Source organism: Bacillus capparidis, from assembly GCF_017832095.1.
Taxonomy (GTDB): domain Bacteria; phylum Bacillota; class Bacilli; order Bacillales; family Bacillaceae; genus Bacillus; species Bacillus gobiensis.
Map to the genome: position 1 here is coordinate 219,178 of NZ_JAFDST010000004.1, position 22,889 is coordinate 242,066.

General features: G+C 36.5%; 21 protein-coding genes and 2 pseudogenes. 11 read left to right on the forward strand and 12 right to left on the reverse strand.

Annotated elements, in window-relative coordinates; translation table 11 throughout:
* Positions 1–7 precede the first annotated feature (7 nt).
* Entirely contained in the window at positions 8–217 is a 210-nt protein-coding gene (locus tag JOC74_RS16730) for a hypothetical protein (RefSeq protein WP_053605837.1), read from the forward strand.
* Between the two features lie 93 nt (positions 218–310).
* The gene (locus tag JOC74_RS24005; protein ID WP_264080143.1) at positions 311–436 is read left to right on the forward strand and encodes a hypothetical protein; all 126 of its coding nucleotides are present in this window, start codon (positions 311–313) and stop codon (positions 434–436) included.
* 314 nt (positions 437–750) lie between these two features.
* On the opposite strand, the gene JOC74_RS16735 is transcribed toward JOC74_RS24005, so the two are convergent.
* Both JOC74_RS16735 and JOC74_RS16740 read right to left on the reverse strand, forming a co-directional pair.
* Positions 751–1,707: an ABC transporter substrate-binding protein gene (locus JOC74_RS16735; RefSeq protein WP_082364309.1), complete on the reverse strand. Its 957-nt coding sequence runs from the start codon at positions 1,705–1,707 to the stop codon at positions 751–753.
* Positions 1,708–1,840: 133 nt separating this feature from the next.
* Positions 1,841–2,587 (reverse strand): glycoside hydrolase family 25 protein, encoded by a 747-nt coding sequence (locus JOC74_RS16740; protein ID WP_053605834.1) that lies wholly within the window; start codon positions 2,585–2,587, stop codon positions 1,841–1,843.
* Between the two features lie 375 nt (positions 2,588–2,962).
* On the opposite strand from JOC74_RS16740, the gene JOC74_RS16745 reads away from it, so the two are divergent.
* Positions 2,963–4,465 (forward strand): peptidase G2 autoproteolytic cleavage domain-containing protein, encoded by a 1,503-nt coding sequence (locus tag JOC74_RS16745; RefSeq protein WP_211086231.1) that lies wholly within the window; start codon positions 2,963–2,965, stop codon positions 4,463–4,465.
* A gap of 253 nt (positions 4,466–4,718) precedes the next feature.
* Here JOC74_RS16745 and JOC74_RS16750 read toward each other — a convergent pair whose 3' ends face one another.
* From JOC74_RS16750 to bioW, 3 genes are all read right to left on the reverse strand, one after another.
* Positions 4,719–5,933, reverse strand: a complete 1,215-nt coding sequence (locus JOC74_RS16750; RefSeq protein ID WP_053605832.1) for a cytochrome P450 — start codon at positions 5,931–5,933, stop codon at positions 4,719–4,721.
* Positions 5,934–6,009: 76 nt separating this feature from the next.
* Positions 6,010–7,179, reverse strand: coding sequence for an 8-amino-7-oxononanoate synthase (gene bioF / locus JOC74_RS16755; protein ID WP_053605831.1), 1,170 nt, complete (start codon positions 7,177–7,179; stop codon positions 6,010–6,012).
* A 173-nt stretch (positions 7,180–7,352) separates the two neighbouring features.
* Entirely contained in the window at positions 7,353–8,135 is a 783-nt protein-coding gene (gene bioW, locus JOC74_RS16760; RefSeq protein ID WP_053605830.1) for a 6-carboxyhexanoate--CoA ligase, read from the reverse strand.
* 1,059 nt (positions 8,136–9,194) lie between these two features.
* Here bioW and JOC74_RS16765 point away from each other — a divergent pair.
* The 3 genes and pseudogenes from JOC74_RS16765 to JOC74_RS16775 form a co-directional block, all read left to right on the forward strand.
* Positions 9,195–10,091 (forward strand): annotated as a pseudogene (locus JOC74_RS16765) (alpha-L-fucosidase); the annotation flags it as partial.
* Complete coding sequence (locus tag JOC74_RS16770; protein ID WP_053605828.1) at positions 10,081–10,581, forward strand: alpha-L-fucosidase; 501 nt, start codon at positions 10,081–10,083, stop codon at positions 10,579–10,581. The pseudogene JOC74_RS16765 and the gene JOC74_RS16770, both read left to right, overlap by 11 nt.
* A gap of 474 nt (positions 10,582–11,055) precedes the next feature.
* Positions 11,056–11,694 (forward strand): esterase/lipase family protein, encoded by a 639-nt coding sequence (locus tag JOC74_RS16775; protein WP_053605827.1) that lies wholly within the window; start codon positions 11,056–11,058, stop codon positions 11,692–11,694.
* Positions 11,695–12,274: 580 nt separating this feature from the next.
* Here the strand turns inward: JOC74_RS16775 and JOC74_RS16780 are convergent.
* A complete protein-coding gene (locus JOC74_RS16780; protein ID WP_053605826.1) occupies positions 12,275–12,688 on the reverse strand; it encodes an Lrp/AsnC family transcriptional regulator in 414 nt (137 codons plus the stop codon).
* Between the two features lie 118 nt (positions 12,689–12,806).
* Here JOC74_RS16780 and JOC74_RS16785 point away from each other — a divergent pair, with 118 nt between their 5' ends.
* Complete coding sequence (locus JOC74_RS16785; RefSeq protein WP_053605825.1) at positions 12,807–13,568, forward strand: MBL fold metallo-hydrolase; 762 nt, start codon at positions 12,807–12,809, stop codon at positions 13,566–13,568.
* A 437-nt stretch (positions 13,569–14,005) separates the two neighbouring features.
* Positions 14,006–15,316, forward strand: coding sequence for an MFS transporter (locus tag JOC74_RS16790; RefSeq protein WP_053605824.1), 1,311 nt, complete (start codon positions 14,006–14,008; stop codon positions 15,314–15,316).
* Positions 15,317–16,409: 1,093 nt separating this feature from the next.
* On the opposite strand, the gene JOC74_RS16795 is transcribed toward JOC74_RS16790, so the two are convergent.
* From JOC74_RS16795 to JOC74_RS16810, 4 genes are all read right to left on the reverse strand, one after another.
* Entirely contained in the window at positions 16,410–16,916 is a 507-nt protein-coding gene (locus JOC74_RS16795; RefSeq protein WP_053605823.1) for a GNAT family N-acetyltransferase, read from the reverse strand.
* Positions 16,917–17,065: 149 nt separating this feature from the next.
* Positions 17,066–17,533 (reverse strand): NUDIX hydrolase, encoded by a 468-nt coding sequence (locus JOC74_RS16800; RefSeq protein ID WP_053605822.1) that lies wholly within the window; start codon positions 17,531–17,533, stop codon positions 17,066–17,068.
* Positions 17,534–17,841: 308 nt separating this feature from the next.
* Positions 17,842–18,066: a DUF3006 domain-containing protein gene (locus JOC74_RS16805; RefSeq protein ID WP_053605821.1), complete on the reverse strand. Its 225-nt coding sequence runs from the start codon at positions 18,064–18,066 to the stop codon at positions 17,842–17,844.
* On the reverse strand, positions 18,063–18,812 hold the full coding sequence (locus JOC74_RS16810) for a ComEC/Rec2 family competence protein (RefSeq protein WP_312883841.1): 750 nt from the start codon (positions 18,810–18,812) through the stop codon (positions 18,063–18,065). The genes JOC74_RS16805 and JOC74_RS16810 overlap by 4 nt, the downstream gene beginning before the upstream one ends.
* Positions 18,813–19,277: 465 nt before the next feature.
* Between JOC74_RS16810 and JOC74_RS16815 the strand changes: the two genes are divergently transcribed.
* The 3 genes from JOC74_RS16815 (at position 19,278) to JOC74_RS16825 (ending at position 20,965) form a co-directional block, all read left to right on the forward strand.
* Complete coding sequence (locus JOC74_RS16815) at positions 19,278–19,676, forward strand: YndA family protein (protein ID WP_053605820.1); 399 nt, start codon at positions 19,278–19,280, stop codon at positions 19,674–19,676.
* 527 nt (positions 19,677–20,203) lie between these two features.
* Positions 20,204–20,611, forward strand: a complete 408-nt coding sequence (locus JOC74_RS16820; protein WP_053605819.1) for a DUF1259 domain-containing protein — start codon at positions 20,204–20,206, stop codon at positions 20,609–20,611.
* Between the two features lie 141 nt (positions 20,612–20,752).
* The gene (locus JOC74_RS16825; protein ID WP_053605818.1) at positions 20,753–20,965 is read left to right on the forward strand and encodes a hypothetical protein; all 213 of its coding nucleotides are present in this window, start codon (positions 20,753–20,755) and stop codon (positions 20,963–20,965) included.
* 257 nt (positions 20,966–21,222) lie between these two features.
* Here JOC74_RS16825 and JOC74_RS16830 read toward each other — a convergent pair whose 3' ends face one another.
* Positions 21,223–21,564 (reverse strand): YmaF family protein, encoded by a 342-nt coding sequence (locus tag JOC74_RS16830; protein WP_053605817.1) that lies wholly within the window; start codon positions 21,562–21,564, stop codon positions 21,223–21,225.
* Between the two features lie 341 nt (positions 21,565–21,905).
* Positions 21,906–22,686: pseudogene (locus JOC74_RS16835) on the reverse strand (DUF2935 domain-containing protein).
* Between the last annotated feature and the right edge of the window lie 203 nt (positions 22,687–22,889).

A 22,889-nucleotide genomic window follows, 5' to 3' on the forward strand; every position in this document is an offset into this window, starting at 1 on the left:
ACTTGCAATGACCAGATCTTCCTTGGGAGGATATGGTGCCGATCGATATCGATGGGGAATACCAAAAACAGTATTCTTCAGCATGAGTATTCATGCTCTTGTCTTAATTTTCTTATCAATTCTAACAGCTACAGGAATGACAGCTGCCATTTTGGTGGCGTTATGGATTGGTTCTGCATGGATGACGTCACCAACACTGCAAACTTATTTTATTTAGCAAACACCGTAATCCCCCGATTTGGCGTTAAGTTTAAATACGTCAGTCTTACAGTTTGGCATTGCTTTTGGCGCAGGATTAGGCGGTCTTATCGTGAACTCGACAGGGACTGTAACAAACACGCCATTGGTGGGCGGATGTTTGGTAATCGTGGGAATGATTGCTGCTTTTGCTTCCTTTTCGATTCAAACGAAGAAAAGTAATTATCCTTCTGTCTGATTATAATTGCTGAAAGCTAGAGCAAACTTCAGCTTAACATGCGCCAAACATTCTATACTCTTCTGTTTAAACTGAATAAGAAGATTAACTACTGGATTCCCCTTATTCCGCAGGCGATTATTGCAATGATTGTTATCGGGGTGATAATGATTGGTGTAGGTTAAGTATCCTGTGGAAGCACCAAAAACTACAGCAGGAAAAGGATTCTTTTTGAAGGTTATTATCATCTAGCCCAAAAAGAAAATCACCTCTTACGATATTCATATCCTAAGAGGTGATTTTGACTGTTCTTTTGTATATCATATGCTTTAATCTTAATCTAGTAACTTGTTCCCTTCATTTGCAGCATCCTTCATCGCTTCCTCAGGTGTTTTTTGATTAGAAAGCGCAGCTTCAAGATTATCTTGTATAACTTTATAAATACGTGTACCGCTTTTTCCGGAATAGTTATTCCATGGAACCATATTCGAAGTTTGTGTATAGGTTACGGCAGCCAACGGGTTTTCTTTTAAATATCCACCCAACAATTCTTCCTTTTCAACCGCACTTTTACGCGTTGCCATATAACCGACTGTTTTTGCTACACTTGCAGTGCTTTCAGGAGAAGTAAGATATTTCACTAATTCCCAAGCGCCTTTTTCCCTCTCGCTTGTCGATTTCATGATGAAAAGATTGTTGCCTCCGGCAGGAACTTTTCGTTCATGTTCTCCATCCGTCGGGAAAGGAGCAACTCCTAAATTAAATTTACTCGATGATCGAATGGAACCTAAAGAAGCAGTCGTAGTAATATACATTCCCAATTTTCCAGAAGTAAACGATTGAAGCGCTTGTGCCGCTTCTACTTTCGGCATTGACTTATCTTTATTCACAAGATCTGTCCAATGCTGAAGGGCTTTTACGCTTGGCTCTTGATCGAATCCAACCGATTTGCCGTCATCAGAAACCATTTGACCGCCCATTGTTTCAACCATTGCTTGGAAGATCCAGGCTCCTGTCATTGTATAATCATAGAAAATACCCTGCTGGCCGCCGGTTGTTAGTTTCTTGGCAGCTTCGCGGACTTCGTCAATTGTTTTCGGAGGATTTTCAGGATCTAATCCAGCCTTTTTAAACAAATCTTTATTGTAGTAAACGACTGGCGTACTTACCGCAAAAGGAAGGGCATTCTGTTTTCCTTCTTCACTCTTGCCTAAATCAAGCATGTTCGGGAAAAAATCAGACATATCGGTATTCTCTTCATCTATAAATTTCTGAGCTGGAACAATCGGCATATTGCTGTTTAAATATTTTGTGTATCAACCATTTATTAATATAGTGTTTGATTATTATTACTACTTTGTAAAATTTAGAATTTCCATTTTTGGAATTTCTCGGAGCACCCCTGAACTATTTCCCTCTAATTTTCTAATCTCCATATTTTAAAAATTCATTCTCGCTGCCATAAAAAACATTCAGGTCAATGAACTTTTCTTTTTCACTTCCATTATACCCTTCCAAAAGCCCTCGGTCTGTGTACTGCCAAAATGTCCAAGCCCTTTTATCTGACAAAGAAGGTTTCGTAAAAACATCTCTTATCCATATATCACATTGGTCATAACTGCCCTGTATGTACAAATTATAGGCTTTTTGTGTAGTGTAAAGAATAACTCGTTTACCGTAATGGTCTTCTAGCATTTTCACCATTTCTTTGAGCTCTTTTTCTACTTCCATGCGATTAGGAGGATTTTTTTCTTTGTCCCCATAAAATTCAACATCAATTACTGGAGGCAATGCTTGTTCGTCTATGGGTACATTTTTTATATAGTTCTCGGCTTGCCTCTTGCCTTCACTGTCATAACTAAAAAAGTGATAGGCTCCTATTCGCAAGTTTGTACTTTTTGCATTTTTCCAGTTGTCAGAAAATTGCTTATCAACAAAAGTGCTCCCTTCAGTAGCTTTGATAAAGGCAAATCGTATATTCTGTTCCTGAATTTTTGGCCAACTTATTTCACCCTGATAAGCTGACACATCCACGCCTTTCACTGAATATTTTTTGACATTGGAAGCATTAGGAATAAAGATACCTCGATGCCATAATACAAATGTCAAGACTACCGCGGCTAGCAAAAGAATTATGAGGGAAATAAATAATTTTTGTTTCTTATTTTTCAAACTCACTTCTCATCACCATTTACTTTTAATTTTGTATAAACTTTCTCAGAACTATCTATCTGTTTATTTTAACATAAAATTACAATTTGTTGGTTCAGATTTTTCGGGTGAACCACCTAAGATAGAATATGTCTTTTTAAATACGGAAATTTAATAGAAGCTATCTCCATAGCTTTTCTTCACAGTGGGACTAGCGTGGAAATTCCTCTTCAATTGGACCAATTATCTATACCAATGTTTGCTGTAACATAAAATATGAATAATAGTTGTATTTAATAATCTAACTTCATTTATACCATTCACCTAATCTAATATTCTTGGACACAGATTAATAGAGAAATTCTTTTTTCTAATAATAAAAGGAGAGGTATACTTATGACAAATGGATGTAATCGAAATCCAATAGGATTCTGTTCGGAAGCGGAAGGATTAAATACGACAGCAAATGGGGCTGCATCCCACGCCGAGGGATTTCAAACAATTACAAATGCTGGTTCTGCCCATGCCGAGGGAAGCATGACCACAGCAGGAGGCTCAGCGTCACATGCAGAAGGATTCCGTACGCAAACGACAGCCGATACTGCACACGCAGAAGGAACCTCTACCACAGCTAGCGGATTTACCTCCCATGCGGAAGGGCATTTTACAGTTGCTAGTGGAGCACATTCCCATGCCGAGGGAAATCTGACTACCGCGTCTGGCATTGCGTCTCATTCCGAGGGCGAAAATACGGTCGCCAGCGGAATCGTTTCTCATGCAGAAGGACAAGGGACAATAGCTCAAGGAGAATCTTCACATGCTGAAGGCGATAATACGGAAGCCAATGGGAGGGCATCTCATGCAGAAGGAAACTTAACAACTGCTGACGGAATTTTTGCCCATGCAGAGGGCCAGCGTTCAGTCGCTTCCGGCGATCTTTCCCATGCTGAGGGAAACCAGACGCAGGCGCTCGGCCAAAACGCACATGCTGAAGGAGCACTTAACATTGCCAGCGGTTTTACTTCGCACGCGGAGGGTGTAAACACAGTGGCATCCGGAACCTTTTCCCACACAGAAGGACAATCGACGAATGCAAACCTTTTAGAAGGTGTTCATGTCATGGGAAGATTCGGTGCGGCAAACGAGCTACCGTATTCATGGTATCTTGCAAATGGTACGGATGCCTCAACACCGGGGTTGGCTGCAAAAATATTAAGCAACGGCAACGTCAAAATTGATGGGGCTGTTACAACTCCTGCAGCAGATTATGCGGAAATGTTCGAAACGGCAGATGGAAATCCGATCGATTTTGGTTATTTCGTCACGTTAGAAAAGAATAAAGTACGCATCGCAAATGACAAAGATGATTTTATACTGGGTATCATAAGCGCAAAGCCGGCTTTCTTGGCGGGCGGCTGGGAACTTCGATGGAAAGACAAATACCTGACTTCCGAATGGGGAGAAATTTTGTACGAAGATAGCACAATTCCTTCGATATTTGACGACGAGGGTAATATGATCTTGCCCGAGCGAACAGAACGAAAACCAGTACTTAACCCTAATTGGGATTCTTCGAAGGAATATATTCCACGTTCCAAAAGACCTGAATGGGTGGCAGTTGGTTTAATGGGGCAGCTTCTTGTCCGGGATGATGGCACATCCCAAGAAAATTATTACTGCAAACCAAACGCTTACGGTATCGCAACAGCTTCAAATCACGGTTACAGAGTACTGAAACGTATTAGTCAAAATCAAATCTTGGTTCTCGTTTCGCAGTTTTATAGAAAACAAAGTGACAATTCAGTTGAGCAGCTAGAAAAACTAGCAAGATTAAAAGAACAAGGCTTCCTTACTGAAGAGGAATTTTTGCATGAAAAACGGAAGATATTATCCTTATAAGATTCTGAATGCACTCAGTGCTTAATTTCCCTCAAAACCATCTTTAATCCATATCACATCATTCGCTACTGTATTCTCTGCGGAAAGCCTCATTTATTATCACATTTTAAAAAGAGAATCACCTATTAAGACCATCGTGTTCTAAGAGGTGATCACTCCAAAACTATATTTTTCCTATATTAGCATTTACATATAATCCCTAATTGCTTCTGATCTATAATCTATTAAATTTTGACTTGTGTATGCTACTACTTCAGTTAAAGGTTATTTGCAATTCTTGTAATGATCTAAAACCCATTAGGTTTCTCCAGTGTAGGTCTGGTGTAACCAATTGGAGATTATCCATTCGCTGCAAGAGAGTTACAATAGCAATTTGTGCTTCAAGGCGTGCTAATGATGAACCTAAACAAAAGTGAATTCCATATCCAAATGCAAGATGAGGATTCGGATTCCTCGTGATATCAAGCACATTAGGATCAATAAATTTTTTGGGATCACGATTGGCTGCCCCAAGCAGAATGTAGACTTGCTCGCTTTTTTTTATGGTGATTCCATTCATTTCGGTATCTTCCGATGCAATGCGCGCTGTCATCTGTGTCGGGCTCTCATAACGTAAAAATTCCTCGACGGCCATTTTAATAAGGGATGGATTTTCCTTTAACTTCATTAATTGCTCGGGGTGGTTCAATAAAGCCAGAACCGAATTGCTAATGAGATTTACCGTTGTCTCATGTCCGGCGATCACAAGTAAAATACATGTAGCGAGTAATTCTTCATCTGTAAGCTTCTCACCTTGCTCTTCCTCTAGTATTAACATGCTGATGAGGTCATTCTGAGGAATATGTTTTCGCTTATTTATTAACTGTTTAAAATAAGCGATTAACATCTTGGTTGTATGGTTTCCATTTGCTAATGTCTTTCTTGACCGGGTAAAGTCAATCGTTTGGATTAAGCTTACAGTCCATTCTCTAAATTGATAGCGCTCTTCTGCTGGAACTCCTAAAATTTTTGCTATAATAAGACTTGCTAAAGGAAACGCAAAATCTGAAACAACGTCCATGCTTTTCTTATTCTGTACCTGATTAAGCAGATCATTTACAGTTTCTTCAATAAAAGGACGATATCCTTCGACAACATTTGGGGTAAATACTTTACTAACCATCATACGTAAACGTTTATGATCGTGTTGATTCTTAAAAAGCATCATATCATTCTGGATATTTTTAAGATGTTCATATTTTTTTGATGTTTGAGTCAGAGGTATACGATTTTTAAATCTGGTATCTTTAAGAACCGCAACTGCCTCCTCATACCCCGTTACATACCAACCTGGATATTTAAATGAATGCTCCTTAAAAATAGGATGTTTAGAACGCAGCTTGTCGTAAATAAGATAAGGATTTGTTAAAAACTCATGAGAAGAAAGTGAAAATGGTGCTTCTAGCTTTTGATTTAAATCATTTGTCATTCTATGCCTCCAATCCAACTTCACTTGATATAGATTTTCTCTCAACTCAGTATCCGTTCCTGTTAAAAATATCCGTTTATTTAATTATGTTCAGCTCTTTTCCTATTGCATCAAAAGTCTTTAACAAGTAATCTATTTCTTTTGAACTGTGGTCAGTTGTGACCGTTAATCGAATACGGCTTTCTCCATATGCTACAGTTGGCGGACGAATCGCTGGTGCGAATATTCCTTCTTCCTGCAGTCTTTCCGCAAATATCAAAGCCTTCCTGGCTTCTCCAATGATGACAGGAATAATCGGCGTATTGCCACCCTTTACGGTATAACCCATTTCAACTAAGCCTTTTTTAATCTGGATTACTTTTGAAAGCAATTGATGGTGTTTCTTTTTATGTTCAATAATCTCCAGGGCTACGTATGAAGCAGCACAAATTGACGGCGAAATCGAAGTTTGAAAGATAAATGTTCTGGCATGGTTTAGCAAATAGTCAATTAACACTTTCGATCCCGCTACGAACCCGCCTTCTGTACCAATTGCTTTACTAAGAGTACCAATAACCACATCTGGAGATACACCGAAATATTCGCTTGTACCTCTTCCGTTCTCACCTAAACAACCCGTTGCGTGTGCATCATCAACGATTACGAATGAATGATAGTGTTTAGCAAGTGACATTATTTTATCAAGCGGCGCGATCGTACCATCCATGCTGAATACTCCATCTGTTACAATAAAACGTCGCTGATAAGATTCTGATTCTTTCAATTTTTTTTCAAGATCATCCATATCAAGATGGTTATAAATCATCGTGTCAGCCTTTGATAAACGACAACCGTCGATAATGCTCGCGTGATTTAATCGATCGCTTAGAAGTACGTCTCCTTTTTCAGGTAAAGATGACAACACACCGACATTAGCTAAATAACCACTTGAAAACAGGAGGGCTGCTTCCGTTTGCTTAAAGTTCGCGATTCTTTCTTCAAGTTTATGATGCCATTTTGTATGACCAGTCGTTAATCTTGAGCCGCTGCTGCCTACCCCGAATTCATGTAAAACCGTTTCAGCTGCATATACCAAACGTAAATCATCCTTCAGCCCTAAATAATTATTGGATGAGAAGACAATTTGTCTTTTTCCAACACTAAAAACCTCCGGACTTCGAGAAGTATTTATTGATGGTAATTGCCGATATAAACCTTCCTCTTTTGTTTTATCTAATCGATGACTTAACCACCCATCAAACTTCAACATTCGTCACCTCGTTTGTTACTCGTGTACTGATCAGCGGAAGCATAAAAACATTACCTTTCGATCTCGTTTGCATATCAAACTCTCTCATTTTTAAGTAACCTGATAATCTAGCAAGAAAGGGCTCTTTTTGCCTTCATTGGCGAATAAGGCAGCTGGGTTCCTTCTTTCAATTAATTTTTTGTGTTCTTCTCTTCCTCCCATTGAATAAAAACCGGCTGTTTTTCTAAATAGTGTATATATGAATTCAATTCTTTTGATAAATCAATAAAGAAGATTCGGCAACCTCTTTCTTCTCCATATTCTTTCAGCTTCGTAATGCGTTGATACCCCAGCTTTTTACTTGCAACATAACCAGTTATGTATTCCGGATCATCTGACCAGCATAATTCTGCGACAGTAGCTGGATGCTCACAAACCTTTGTTGCAAGCGTAAGTGCCTCCTTCACTCTGGAATTCTTAGGCATTTTATAGTAGTCAGCCCATCTTTCAAAATTGGCTTTCAACCAGTCCATTCTGGAAACGCGTACACCTTTTTTGTCCCTGTCATCAATTCGTTCACCTGAATGACTATCAATCAATATCGCTCCATTAATTCCCGAATATTCAGTCATATGTTTATATGCTTTTTCAATGACATTCCTTTCGATACCAGATTTTTCTATAAGCCACCAAGACACCTCAAGTCCCATACCTGCTGATTCCACTTCATGTGTCTTTATTTGTAATGGCTTGATTCGTTTTATAGGCTGATCAATTGATTCAAACTGAATCTGCATAAAATCCGGATTTCCTCTTGAATGACTTAAGCCCTTTTCCAATAAAGCATTTACAGCATGTTTCATATTGCTATAGGTTGAAATGAGTTCTCCACCAGATATATGTTTTCCACCCTCTTCATGAGATCCATTCTTGGCAGCTCTCATCCTGACACTATAATACTTTTGCTCTTCCATACTTCTTATCCACCAACCTTGCCAACTGATTTTGAACACCATGAAAAGTAAAAAAGTTTTAAATAGACTATCCTATTGTTCATATACTAAGCGATCCAATAAATTTTCACTTTTCAATTGTTAACTTAAATATATAGTAAGTTGACAATTAAACAATAAATTTGTTAACCTTTTGTGTCAATAGGTTAACAAATTTTTAATTAGAAATTTATTTCTTTTCGGAAATTTTTATGTGGTAATATTATATTATTAGTTTTTCAATTATTTGATAAATCAATGGTATGAAAAGGTTTCTCACTGACACAAAAACAACTATGAATCAACCCTTTGATGATAAAGGATTGATTCATAGTTGTTTTTTTAAGATGGAATTGTATGATGTATACAGCCTTGAAATTGAGGTTTTAATCCAATCAACGGATCTAAAGATTGATTGTAGAGGGTTAAAGTTTTTCCATATCAGTAAGTAAATGCAACTTTCACTGATAAAACTAAAAATGTAAGAAATCCAATATCATTTTTTTTCATTTTGACAACCCCTTTAGCTTTGATACTTCAAACATACAGTAGTAAGAAATGCTTGTAAGTATTTCGGGAAGGTTATCTAACATAATTTTTAAAAGTTGCTTTCTACTTATCCAAATATGTAATAAATAGTAATTTTACTATTACTTTATTTCTATAAAAAGGCATGTTTGGAAAATATATAAAGGATTATATATTAGCCGGACACTCTGCCTTCGGTAGCAATGGCCTAACATGGAGAAGAAATAGAGTCTAATTGTCTGGGAACAACAACCTTTTGTAAGCTGGATATATTTATCATTCTAATCATTTGTAAAGTAAGCGATGCTTCTGCTTCTCAAACTTCTTCAATTAATCTCTCGTATTTTTTCCCTCCCAAAAAATCTTTAATTTTTCCCAATAGAATTCCCTGTTTCTTGTAATATTACACATTAACCATTCATTTTTTAACAAATATTCCTCTTGCTAATGACGTTACGTAATGTAATAAAATACTTGGTATATCAAAACCCTCTATGAAATCAATGGTTTGAAGATGCTAAGTTTGGCGTGTTTATCCACTGGGGGCCCTATTCTGTCCCTGGATTTGCACCCCTGGGTAGTTTTGCAGAAACTTTAAAGACAGATTATGACCGGGCAATGCTGGTCTACCCATATTCTGAAGGCTATTGGAATGCAATCAAAGATCCTGATACACCATCCGCTCAATATCACAAAGCTAATTATGGAAAGATGCCTTATCAGGAATTTAAAGAGATCTTTATGGATGGACTGGTAAATTGGGATCCTTCTGCTTGGGTAAAAACCTTTAGCGACGCCGGAGCAAAATACGTAGTAATCGTTTCAAAACACCATGATGGTTTTTGCTTATGGCCGACTGAAGTAAAAAATCCCCACGAGGAAAATTGGTTTAGCAAGCGTGACATTATAGGTGAGTTAGCTCAAGCAGTTCGAAAGGAAGGAATGCGTTTTGGCATCTACTATTCAGGTGGAATTGACTGGACGTTTCAGCGCAGGGTTTCAAAGACGTTTATTGATTATTCGTTTTCTACACCTGGTGGTAATTATCTGGACTACGCCGATACCCAAATCCGTGAGCTAATAGACAGGTACCACCCAGACATTTTATGGAATGACATCAGCTGGCCAACTAACGAGGAACGACTATTCCGATTGTTTGCCTATTATTATGATGTTGTTCCAGACGGTGTGGTAAATGATCGATGGAAAGCTGCAAGCCCGGTCAACAAGCTGTTGGGACTGAAACCTGTACGAGCATTGATGGATTTAATGGTGAAGCAAATGATCAAGAAAAATCCCGATATTCACTCTGCCTTTTCCCAACCTGTTATTCCCCATAGTGATTTTACGACACCGGAATACACTAAATTCACCGATCATACAAGCAAAAAAATGGGAGATGACACGTAGAATCGGAAATTCATTCGGCTATAACCGCAATGAGAGCGATGATGACTACACCTCCTTTGAGACATTATTTTTAGATTTTATCGATGCTGTGTCCAAGAACGGGAATTTACTTCTAAATGCAGGCCCTCGCGGTGAAGATGCACAAATACCGGATAAACAACTTAGCAGATTGTCAAAATTCGGGGAATGGCTGAATCAAAATGGGGATGCTGTCTATGGCACTAGGCCATGGACACAGGCAGAAGCAATCACAGAGACCGGAGAGGCTATCCGCTTTACTAAAAAAGACAAAAAGCTTTACCTGATGTTACTGGGTAATCATAGCGGGTCAAAAATAAAAGTAAAGCAAGTATCCATAGATGGTGAGGCTTGCCTGCTAGCTGATGGCAGTCAGGTAAAGTTAGAACGAGAAGGAGATGACATGGTCCTTACCTTTGCGCGGCAGCTTGATGATCTATTTGTGCCGGTTGTTCTTATTGATGGTGTGTGAAAAGTTTAAACATATTTCAAAGGAGTGTAGTTCTACAGAAGAAAGTTCACTTTGATAATAAAATCTCATCATGATTAAGAGCCTCTTCTTTTTTTGGAAAATCTCTTTACTTACTGTTTTCTTTTCTTACAGGTAGTGAACAGCACTCCGGGCTTCATTATATTGAAGTATGGGGCAAGTTTTCTCCTCTCGGCTACATCTCAGGTAGATCCTTAGACAAACTACGGCCGACCTGGCATAAATAGTAGTATCGATTGAAGAATCACGGATGTATCTGGAAATGTGAATAACAGATAAAAAGAATCTAGTTTTATTAGTTTTCTTGTTTCTTGACTTCTTAAGGGAAATTTACATCTTATTCCCTGTTATAAACCATTAATCTACCAGCGTTAGTATAAATTACTGGTTGTCCCTCCCTCCAAAATGTTTAACAATTAAAGTGCAAGCATTCAGTCAAACACTTAGGAGGGTATTATGAAGAATAAGAGATTACTACTTTCACTAATTGCATGCATGACCATTATTTTGTCTGCTGCTACTATTCAGCCTTCTGTTTCCAAAGCACAAACAAATGACCATGATCCAGTTATCTTCATTCACGGTGCTGGCGGTATTGGCGCAAGCTTTTACGGCATTGAAAATTATCTGAAAAAACAAGGCTGGTCCGATGATGAACTGTATGCTATTGAAATGAGTGATAAATCTGGTAATAATGAAAATAATGCAAAACAGCTGGCTTCTTATGTAGATGAAGTGTTAAAGAAAACAGGAAAGAGCAAGGTTGATATAGTTGGACACAGCATGGGAGGTCCTAATGCCCTGACTTATATTCTCAACGATGGAGGAAGCAAGGTGAACGATGTCGTCACATTTGGCTCTCCAAACAAAATGGTAACATCGAAAGCTCCAGTGGGTACCGATCCTAACGATAAAATTCTTTATACTTCGATTTACAGCACCAACGACTTTGTCGTGAACAATCGTCTTTCACCCCTTGATGGAGCGAAAAACGTTCAAATCAGCGGTGCAAGCCACTTGGGATTGCTCATGAACAGTGAAGTCAACGAACTAATTAAAGATGGATTGAATGGCAAAGGGGAAAATACAAATTAACAAAAGATTCTTATCTTGAGCTTAGTTATTTTAACAATTACAAACTGAAATACATCTATAACAAAAGAGCCTTCCACTCAGGAAAGGCTCTTTTCCTTCTGTTACATCTTTTCTTTCATCTAATTCTTTCTTTACAAGCAGTGAACAGCACTCCACATGACTCTAATAGTAATTGTAGATTAATATTGATGTAGCAGTGTTTACCTTAGACTATCTATTTCGAACTTCCATTCCTGAAAGTAGAAGATTACTTAATTTTGAGGGAAAGCTGGATTGAAGTGTCAAGTGATTATGATGAAGGGGCAATCCCTAGACAGAAAATCGGACAAGCAGAGACAAAAGATTTTTGTTAGAAATTGGGGCAATGAATTATGGTTTTGAATTAGATGGTATTATTGGACTGGATTTTTTGCAGCAAATAAAAGCAATCATTAATATAGACAAATTAACAATAGAGTTCAATTAAAAGGCAAGTAGAGACGATTATTCTGTACTTGCCTTTTAATTTACACGCTTCTGTAGATCAGTGTTCAATTTATGAGAAAAACTAATTATGTGGTGACCATTTCTAATGTATTCACTACAATTTATTAATTACAATTGATAATTTATAGTTCACATGCTTGTTTAAGTCTATCAAGAATTGATCTAATATTTCATTAGAGGGAAATTTACATTCAAGAAGATAACAACCATCCCCACTAATTTTATAATTATTTAACACATAGTTTTCTTGTGTTTCTACAAAAGAGAGATAAGGCTGATGATACGTACTTTTGGTATAAATCGTAATCCACGCATGTATCAAATACCCTAATTTAGAATTGTTAACTTTAATTGTATATCCCTCAATTACACCACTATCTTCTAATTTCGCTACTCTAGTCGCAGCTGCTTGGCCAGTTAAATGGACCTTCTCACCCAATTCTTTCATCTTGATACGACTGTTTTTAGATAGCTCATGTAAGATACTCATATCCGTATGATCTAACATATTTTCAAATCCTTTCAAAAATCAAGTCAAACGGATAAAAGACTTGATTTTATCTATGTATTGAGGCACTGGACATAGTATAAGCTATACGTAGATTAAAGAAAAGGAGTTGTCTTTTATGAACATTCAACAAATTCGAAATGCCACAATCGTTGTTAAATATGCAGACAAAAAGTTTTTAATAGATCCAATGTTAGCTGAGAAAGGTACGTATCCACCTTTCTCAAATTCAATAAGACAAGATCAATATAACCCTTTAGTGAGCTTACCCACATCAATTGACAATATTATTAATGTAGATGCTGTCATTGTCACTCATCTACATTTAGACCACTTTGATGAGGAGGCCCAAAGAATATTGCCAAAAGATATTAAAATGTTTGTACAAAACAAAGAAGATGCTAAAGAACTGAGAAACGTTGGTTTTCAAAATGTAGAAGTGTTACAAGAAGATACGGTCTTTAAAGGTATCCAATTAGTGAAAACCAAAGGTGAACACGGAAGAGGAGAAGAAACTTTAAAAGCTATGGGTGAAGTGTGTGGTGTTGTCTTCAAGCATCAAAATGAGAAAACGTTATATGTAGCAGGAGATACGGTATGGTATGATACTGTTCAGGACGAGATTGATAAACATAAACCTGACATCATTGTGGTCAATGGTGGAGATAATCAATTAATAGAATTCGGTTCTCTGATTATGGGAAAAGATGATATCTATGAAGTGTATAAGGCGGCTCCTAATGCCAAAATTATTTCAGTCCATATGGAAGCTGTGAACCATTGGGGACTATCAAGAGAAGAGCTGAAAACATTTATTCATGAAAAAAGAATGTCTTCTCATATTTTAGTTCCAGATGATGGCGAATCCTACACATTTTAAGGTAAAAAAACGGTCCAAAAGAGTAGTATAAATGTTAAGAAGAGCAAAGGAAAGAAGCTTATGATTATGTCGTGAATAATCATGAGCTTCTTCTTAATGATTGGATTCATTATTGACTGAAGCAATTGATAAAAGACCACTTTGCAATTTGCTTAAACTTATTTATCAAGCAATCATGAAGTTCAGCCTCTTCTGATGAGAAAGATAGTTGAATATGAATATATCAGAATCCTAAATGGAAGGATAATAGGATACAAGAAAATAGCTAATGGTTTGTCGTACTTGTCTTAATTTCAGAATGTTAGATAAAACACCTTCATGTCCTGTTTCTACTAAGAATGATTGGGTGGATGCGGTGAAATGGAATCATAAATCGATAACCTTCTGCAAGGCAAGCACGAGAAGCTAAAAAATTACTTTATTAGGAGGTGCCGTTTATGACCATTAAAGCAAGAGATAGCTTTCAATCAAAACAGCAACCGATTTGGTTGCAAGACTATATAGATTCACCAAACAAACAAAAGCAGCTCTATAAAAAAACATTGAGAGTCGTGGTTTTTTCGCAAATTTTGGGAGGAGCAGGGCTGGCAGCCGGTATAACGGTAGGCGCACTAATTGCCCAAGATATGCTTGGAACAGACAGTGTATCAGGGATTCCTACTGCTTTACTCACTTTAGGATCTGCAGGAGCTGCTTGGCTCATAGGTCGGTCTTCTCAGCGTTTTGGTCGAAGAGCAGGACTGGCAGGCGGTTTTCTTGCAGGCGGGCTGGGAGCAATCGGCATTATCATGGCTACCTTAATCAATAGCATCACACTTTTATTTATTTCTCTTCTTATTTATGGATCAGGTACTGCATCCAATTTACAAGCACGATATGCAGGTACAGATCTGGCAACAACTAAACAGCGAGCAACAGCTGCCAGTACGGCCATGGTGTCTACGACCTTTGGTGCTGTAGCAGGTCCTAATTTGGTCAATGTGATGGGAGAATTTGCGGATTCTATTGGAGTCCCGACTTTGGCTGGTCCCTTTATTTTATCAGGAACTGCTTTTATCTTAGCCGGATTGGTTCTTTTAATTTTTCTTCGTCCAGATCCTTTAGTGGTGTCTACAGCTTTAGCAAATGCTCAAAAGAATTATGATACAGATGCTGTCGATATAGAATCACATCAAGGAAGTTCCACTATAAACAAAAGAGGAACAGTCGTAGGGGCTACAATTATGGTTTTGACTCAACTCGTTATGGTAGCCATCATGACCATGACACCAATACACATGGAACACCATGGCCATGGACTGAAAGAAGTAGGATTGGTCATAGGGTTTCATATAGGCGCTATGTATTTACCTTCTCTTGTAACCGGCATTCTAGTAGATAAAATTGGTCGTATGGCGATGGCTATTGTCTCTGGTGCTACACTTCTGGCTTCTGGTATAGTGGCAGCTTTTGCACCAGCAGACTCAATGATACTGCTTATCTTGGCGTTAGTACTACTTGGTATGGGCTGGAACTTTGGCCTAATAAGTGGAACAGCTCTCATTATAGATGCAACACATCCATCTATTCGTGCAAAAACTCAAGGGTCGGTTGATGTCTTGGTTGCTTTATCAGGGGCTTCCGGCGGGGCGTTATCAGGAATGGTAGTCGCTCATTCTAGTTATGCAGCACTATCAATTTCTGGAGCGGTTCTGTCACTATTGCTTATTCCTGTAGTTGTTTGGTCTCGTAAGAGTCAGACCAAATAGCTAATATAAAATCATTCTAATTCATCTCCTTTTGATTAGTTAGACTGGTAATGTATAAGTTGATCTAGCAGGATACAATTAAATTCTAATGAATAAAGGCAGCTTTCAATTTCTTACCGAAAGCTGCCTTTTATATATATATTCATGTTACTCCAGTTATGAAGGAAAAAAGCATCCAAGCATTTAGCGATTATCTAGAAGGAAACAGTAAGTAAAATCACAAAAACCCCTGATTTCCCGAATGTGGTCAATTCACCTTTTCGACAGTTAAATAAAACCCTATGATTTAAGGGATAAACTCGCTACACACTCCACGTGCATCGTATGTACAATCGATGTTATGCGGATATATTTCGATATGAATGCCCAATTTTGATCGAGATTTTAGTATTGGGGGAATATTCATTATAGGGTGGAATATGACCCAATATGGATAAAAAGTGGTCAATTTGGTGGTCATGTGGTCAAGTTGTTTTGAATCAATATATAGGAGTCGGAATGGTCGTTGAAAGTTATTGAACTTAAATAAAAGGAGCCTACCCTATCGGTGGGCTTATGGTATTCCGGTGCTGTCCATCCTTTTCGAGAATAAAGAAGTTATGAATCCCAAGAGAGATTCGAACTCACGATCGACGGCTTAGAAGGTCGGTGATCTTTTTGCAGAGGTTTGATAAATGCTGATAACAAAGAAAAGGATTAAATTAAAGCAATTTACTCATTATTATTTCAAACTTAACAAATTTCAATATATTATAGATGTTGGGAGGTGGAATTAATGGATTGCACAAATTGTGGCAAAAATTCACTTATACAAGTACCAGAGTTTGAAAAAACTTATACTGTTTGCTTGGATTATGGGGAGGTGTTATCAATAAAGTTTGAGAATCTAGACAAATTAAAAAAATATAAGAATCACAAAAATTAAAATGAGATATTTTATAGTTACCTCTTTTTTCGAGGTCTTTATTTATGCTCTTCTTAACATTTCAATAAATGTTGATAAATTTAGAAAAACAAAAAAGGACTTGATTGTAGTCCTTTTTTGAACTCTTATTACACTAAAGCACCAGTTAGCTTAATAAGCGTAGGTAGCTTATGTATCTTTAGACCCCGAATATATATAATGGCTTTTATTAAAAATAAAGGATTCTTTTTCTTTAGTAAAACCAATTTTCTCTGCCACACGAATTGATGGAATATTTCTTGGATTAATGATGCTTATCAACTTATTTAAGCCTAATTGATAAAATCCATATTCCTTGCAACCTTTAGCTGCTTCCGATGCAAATCCCTTTGACCAGTACATCTTATCGATATGGTAACCAATTTCAACTTCCGTTCTGCCATCCACTTTTTGTTTAACCAGACCGCAATCACCTATTAATTCGTTATTTTCTTTTAAACAAATTCCCCATAATCCATAGCCATCTTCTTGGTATCTTTCTTGATTTCTTTTAATCCAATTTTGAGTTTGTTCAAAGCTAAATGGAGATGGGTAATATTTCATTGTTTCAGAATCTGAAAAAATAGAATAAAGAGAAGACATATCCTCTTCTTTATACTGTCTTAAAAACAACCTTTCAGTTTCTAAAATAATCATTCCTTTGAATCCTCTCCATTTCTTATATATAAGATAGTCATAATGTTCTTATTGTACTAACTGCCTCGTTACTTGAATAAGAAAAAATACTTTACTCTTTATTAAAGTAAAGCACCCGTTAGTTCAACAAGAAAACATAAGACAACTACCTACTTTTTTTCAACGAAATGCTCTGGGTTCTTTGGCAAATTATTTAGAGCCGTTCTTAAAAACTCTGGGTATAACGCTACTTCTTCAAGCTTCTCTATCGGCATCCACTTGAAAATCAACCGTTCTCCTTCCACTCCATAAAAAGATTCTTTATCAACTAACAGGGAATTTTCATCTGATAAAATATTGTAATAAAAACCTATCTCGTGAAAACTTCTGCCATCATATTCAAAGAAATTTTCTACTACCCAAAGCAGTCTAACTACCTTTATATCTATTCCTAATTCTTCCCGAAATTCCCTTTTGATACTTGATTGTGATTCTTCCGTGATTTCAACTCTTCCTCCAGGAAGTGCCCAATTTTTATCATTAACATCCTTATGTAAAAGAACGTATCCATTTTTAATCAAAATTCCTGCTACATGATAATTAAAAACTGCTTTTTCCGTTTGAAAAACTACATCCACCAACTCGTCCCCCTTAATAGTTAATGTTTTAATATAATATTTTCCTTAAAAAACTACAAACTCCTTGTTAAACTAATCTGCCCCGTTAGTTTAACAACAAAATCAACAACAATCTTAAACAAACCCTAAATGATTGAGGATTTCTTATAGAAGAATGTCACTTTAAGTTTTTTTGTCTTCTAATATTTCCAATTTCGCCGTTTTTACGTCCTAGTTACATTAAAAAGTCCCCTATTGTAAACAGATAATAAACGTTCTTATCTCTGTCTACAATATGGGGATCATATCAACCAAAAAGCTTTTTTCTTTTAATCTTCCCAAACATCATTCATTAAATTTTCTACTTCTTTTCTACGCTTTTCAGTCTCGTTTTTTAAAACTCTTACTTTATTCCCCTCAATTTCAACAACATCACCAACAGTTGCTTCTTTTGGGAAAATGGCTTTATCAAAGTCTTTGGTTACTCCTTCAACCTCAACAACAACTATTTCACCTTCGAAACGATCAATTATTCCTTTTAAAACTTTACTCATTTCTTTGCTGGACTCACAGAAATTTTAGTTCCACTGCTAGTGATTTTAACTGTGCTATTTTTATCGGTTCTATACACTTTCGATTTAACCGTCTTTAGTCGATTCAACGTCTCACTTGTAGGATGCTTATAACGGTTTCCTTTACCTACACTAATAACTGCATATGTGGGTTTAACTTTGTTTAAGAAATCCTTAGATGAAGAATCCTTGGACCCATGATGCCCCACTTTTAAAACATCAACTTTTGATAATAATTTTTTGGAAAGCATGTCTTTCTCAGATTTTAACTCTGCATCACCAGTAAATAAGAAAGAGTTTTTGTTGTACTGAATATGTACGACTGCACTCCAGTTATTTAGATCACTTTTTGAATAGTTTTTCACAGGGCCAATAAATTTGGCTTTAATAGACTTGTCCTTTAAGCCCAAAGTAGCACCGTTTTTTGCAGTTTTAATGGTTTTCTTTTCTCTTTTAACTGCTTGTAAAAAGTCCTTGTATGCTTGTGTGGTATGAGATACTTTTGGAGCATAAATATTTTCTACTCGATAGGCAGCAAGAACCTCGTCTAAACCACCAACATGATCAGCATCTGGATGGGTTGCAATCATCACCTCAATGTCGTCTACTTTTTGCTTTTTGAGATACTTAACAACATCGTCTCCTTTTGCTTTGTTGCCAGCATCGATTATGATGTCGTTACCTTTTGGTGTTTTGATATATATTGCATCACCTTGTCCAATATCGATGTAATGGACGACAAGATTTTTGCTTGCTGCAGAAACATGAGTTGCTAACTAAAGACAAAAGAAAAATTTTTAATTTTTTCATAGATTCTCCTCCTCTAAGATAATACACCACTATTTTCCTAGTATTTCCTACCTATTCATGGAAATTTTTTCAAGCAAGGTCAGAAAACAGGTTGCCCTCTAATCTGAAAACAATTTTTCGAAGAACATTGATCATGAAACATCAATTTTGTTAGCACAAAATGTCATTTTTAACTTCTTTCACCGAACCTACTGCCTTACAGACTATGAGCAGACCCTTCGGGCGATCCCAATAGATATAGTTGAATCAATCATCTTATAGGGACTTGATACTCCAAAAACCGTTGCATAATAACAAAACGTTTTTTTGGAGAAAACAGGAGGATTTTGGGATTATATGCCGAATAAGATTTTTCAAGTCAAAACGGGAGAGGAGGAATGAGTATGAAAAATTTGAAAATGATTGTCGTTGCATTGGTAGCTGCGTTGTTGGTCCCTTCTTCTACATTTGCAAGCAGCATAGAACCATTGAGTTCCGGATGGGATTACTTAGGAGAAGAAACCCTTTATTCTTATGGTGCTGAAAGTCATGTGTATGCCTCTACTGGCGGAGATTATAAGATTTGTCGGGATAGATACGTGGGTCCAGATAGTGATTTAAAAGTTGAATTATGGGAGTACGATCCTACAAGTTATAATGACTATGTAGGAACAAGATATCTAAAACCAGGCGAATGTGGGTATTTCTGGGGTATTGGTAACTTTGTTGATGGAGGAAATGAAGCGGAATTTTTTGCGAAATCAAGGACTAGCAGTGATATGCATTTAATCTTTTATGATTAATTAACAACTGAATGAAAAAAAGACCTGGTCCTTGGTCTGGTTGGCTCATAGCAATAAAATCGGCATTTCAAGGGCGGTCGACTCACCCTTCATGACTCTGGAGAGAAGAGGGGTGAGATCTTCATGCACTTTATCTCTTCTGTTTATCTGCCAAAAAACACGCACTATACTTTTCAAAGGTTGTTCCCCATAACGATGGATATTTTTTCTTGTTGAATAAAGAACGTACGCTCTATATAAAAAGCCTGAGTAAATTGAAACCCGATTAATTATATGAAGAGTGGAAATTGATTTTAGAAGCATTAGCGGTAGGGATTTCACCCAATGATAAACGTGATTTATTTTAAACATCTTATCTATCTTTTTTGCCGTTTTATTTCATTACTACTTTATGAATATTTTCCACTTTCACCCTATACCCTTGTACATTTCGAATTCATAGGACGAATCATACTATTAATAGTGAAGGAAATTCGTTTATTTAAAATGAAACTCCTTCAAAATTATTATAGAAATGAGGTAAACCTATGAAGTGGGAAAAACGCAAAAACCTCTGTCAGGAATTTGCCAGGATTCTTGGGGGAATGGGTAGTGTAGATGAAAATGATGTTTGTCTTGTGCAAAAGTTCAGAAACATAGATTTTACAATTCTTGGACGCCCAACGAAATCTCCATTGGTCATTCCGCAATTTTTTACTTTTGAAGATGTCGATAGTAGAGGAAGAGCTTTGAATTTAGGTGAAACAGTGCTATTACAAGAAGAAGTCAATCCCTTATTAACTGAACTTAGAAAACGAGATATTATTGTAACAGCAGTTCATAACCATTGGTTATTCGAAGAACCACGGGCTATGTATATGCACTTTGAATCAGTTGAACCGCCATTGGATTTTGCTAGGAAAGTAAGAGAAGCATTTAAAGTTTTGAGAGCATAAGCGATCGGCAGAACTAGATAAAGTTCAGAACAGAAGATATTCATATTTCTAATATTGTGCCCACCTGATGGTGGGTATTTTTTCTTGTTGTATAAAGAACGTACGTTCCCATATAATAAGTTCAAAAAGGAGCTTTATGAAATGAACGACATTGAACGAAAAGTCTTTCGAATTATATTCAATAACACAATTTCTCATCAGCCCGTAACACTGAAGCAACTTAAAATCAAAACTGGCCGGAATGAAAAAGAGCTGCGGCAGATCATAAAAAGCCTTATCGCTCAAAACAGGATTAAATGGGACAAAGAAAAGAATAAATGGATTGTGTACATGGAGGATGGATTTATTGTTTGACTAGTTTGTGAAGGATACGAATTTTATTAGGTTTGTGGATGTAAGAAAAAAATAAAAAAAGATCCGTTTGACGTTTTTTGAAAAAAGATGTTGGAATACACCCCAACATCTTCTTTATTGCTTTCGTAATTTTCTCATCAACTATAGAACAACAACACAAAAAATCAATTAAATTACGTATAAACGTACCGTATTCATCTTTGTTCGTATGTATGAATGGGGCTATAAATGGTAATAGGAAACGGTCGAAAATTCTTTTATTTGTTTCCAGGAGCCGGTTGGTCTACTCCCTTTATTCGATGCCTATGTCCATCATCAACAGAAGTATAGAAATCATAATAATGAACATGCATTCCATTTCCTACTGAGATAGCTGGACCAGACCAAGCACGATAATGATGGGTGTGCCCATCCTCAAATAACACATATCCTTCTGTATAATGAATATGATTTCCTTCTTCAGTGATTGTAGGGGGATACGTAACATCTAAACATTGATGAACGTGTCCGCCTTCAATTGAGGTGTAGTCAACAGACCCATGTGTATGTTGGGGGACAAATCCTTTAACAAAATCATCTTTCCCTACATTTTGCTTCATCGAAGTTCCTCCTTATATTTTATGTAACTGTAATAACCTAATTACCTTGGTTTTCTTAACATTAATAAAAGAAAAATCACCAAAATATCGGCGTTATGACAGGGAACTCAAGGATATTTCCTTTCATTATTCTACTCTTAGAAAAGATATAGAAAAGATAAAATATATTGTCCATTTTTTATGTCCTTAAAACATAAAGCCATTATACGTTGTTTATATTAAACACACACATAACATACTCTTGCTGCCAATTAGGTAAAAACCGGATTCCTGAGAAAATTCGGCTTTCTAGTTAAGTTGAGTTACTAATATAGAAAGAAATTTTTTACTATGAAATTCTTTTATTCTTTAATTCGTGGTTTAGTGGGATCACAGTTTGGCATATTAAGATTCGATGACTCAGCTAACTTCATTAGATAATAACATTCTTCACGAATCATATGATCTGCTATTAAAGGGGCGAATGTGCCTAATGCTTGGTAACTTAGCTCAAGTTCTTCTATTTCTTGTAAAAAGTTCTGAAATAATTTGATTTCCAACTGGGTGTCTGAATTCATTTTCATCAAAGCAGGAAACGTAGTTAAATTGGTTCTGAAATATCCTGCCATTTCTACTGCTTTCAAGTAAAAATCTTCAAAATGCTTCGTAAATGAATCACTTTTCTCCCTTAATCTTTTTTCAACACTGTCTAATTTTGAGGAAATCGCTTCTGAATGACCAGAAGCATCTAAAATGTAGTTCATGATAAACAGGAGGAACTTGCCCAGTTTTTAAATGTTTTAAAATTCTTAAATACTCTTCTAATTCATTTACCATATGATTAATAAAAGTAGGTGAAAGGTGAATTTTTATTTTTCCGATAAGGTGTTTTCTTAGTAATTCTAGCTTTAATTCTCGAAATTTAAAAACCTCTGCTTCAGCTTTGGCTGATAATTGTATAGGATCTTCAGTTTTTGCTTGATCCAGAAGTGTATCAAATACTCGAATAAATGTTGAAGCCGTTTCTATCTCTTCTTTTTGAACTGGTGATAAAGATTCATGAATAAATCTAGAATGATCGCCTAATATTTGAAGCCAAAAACGATGTTCAAATCTTGCTTTCATGTCAAAAACATCATTCATGCACTGCCTCCTTATGAAAATCCCCATACTATTTAATACCAAATTCTATTTATGGTTTATTGATAGCCATCCTGTAGAGTTTCATTCTTGGTATGCATTAAATACTTAATGCTAAGACCTATTGCCATGTAGGAGATGGAATCGGCCTGTCGAACGTATAATTTTGAATAACTAAATCTAATCGTTGGGTTCAAGGATTATTA